This window comes from Colwellia sp. C2M11 (assembly GCF_018860915.1).
GTDB lineage: Bacteria > Pseudomonadota > Gammaproteobacteria > Enterobacterales > Alteromonadaceae > Colwellia.
The window spans coordinates 1-1,045 of record NZ_JAHKQD010000002.1; the positions used below are offsets into that span (position 1 = coordinate 1).

2 protein-coding genes are annotated in these 1,045 nt (G+C 41.5%); both read right to left on the reverse strand.

What is annotated here, in order from left to right; all coding sequences use genetic code 11:
* Positions 1-74: 74 nt before the first annotated feature.
* Positions 75-560: a type II secretion system protein M gene (locus KO509_RS00020; protein WP_215971239.1), complete on the reverse strand. Its 486-nt coding sequence runs from the start codon at positions 558-560 to the stop codon at positions 75-77.
* Positions 560-1,045: type II secretion system protein GspL (gspL, locus tag KO509_RS00025; RefSeq protein ID WP_252727304.1), on the reverse strand; the 486-nt coding region annotated here is incomplete at its 5' end. The genes gspL and KO509_RS00020, both read right to left, overlap by 1 nt.

Sequence of the window (1,045 nt, forward strand, 5' to 3'; positions counted from 1 at the left end):
TTGCTTATTTTTGGTTGCTTATTTTTTTGGATTGCTACGCTTGGTTTATCAGTAACGGTCTTAAAGCTAATCTTTTACTGTTTACCTAGCTGCAAACGACGCACTCGTACTTCACCAGAGCTATCTCCCTGAGATAAGTCAATGGCTTGCACTTGTAACCCTTCATTATTCGCTAAGCTCTCTAACCAAAGCAGTAGTTGAGCAAACGGAACATTATCAAGCCACACCAGTAAAATATCACCTTGAGGCTGCATACGCGTAATGGTGAGTTGTTGTCGCTCTGCAGTGCGATTAACAATACTCGATAAGCTACCACTGCTTTGTTTGACACCACCTACGGATTTTACGCTTTGATAACGTGCGGTATTTTCCGTGACCCAGCTAAGCAACGCTTGTCGACTTTCGAGTCGCTTTTGACTACTCACTAGGTTGTCATTCAGTGGTTGCCAAATAAGGCTATACAGTAAAAAAAGTGAACATACCGCACCAACGCCTATTACTAAACGCTGCTCACGTAAGTTCAGCCCTTGCCACCATGTTTTAAGTGAAGCGATATTCATTACGAGCCTTCCTTGCTAACAATACTAAAGGAGCCTGTTACTTGCTCACCTTGATTATTTTGAGCACCTTGTTTTACCTCAACATTGGCTAAGGCTAGGGCATTTTTAAATTGTTCAAAATGTTGATAATCATCAGCAATGGCTTGAAGCCTAAGCTCTTGTCTTTTACCGTCAAATTTTATCGATTCAGGTTTTAAGCTCGGAACTTTAGCAAAAGCGGGTTGTACTTGTGCCAACATAGATAAAAAGCCAACTTGCTCAGTTGCCCCACCCAAACTTGATAATTCTCGACTAAGCTGCGACTTTATTGTGCCAATACGAACACGTTTCGCCCCAGGGAAGGTTTGTTGATATTGCTTAATAATTTGCGCTTCAATGTCTGCTTGTTGTGCTGAAAGTTGAAATAACTGTGCACTTTTATAACCGACATTTAACAATAAGGCACACACAGCAAAACCAGCCGCCCATAGCCAATTTTTAAGGTG

Coding starts and splice junctions, on each gene's coding strand:
- KO509_RS00020 (WP_215971239.1), bottom strand. CDS start 560: ATGAATATCGCTTCACTTAAAACATGGTGGCAAGGGCTGAACTTACGT.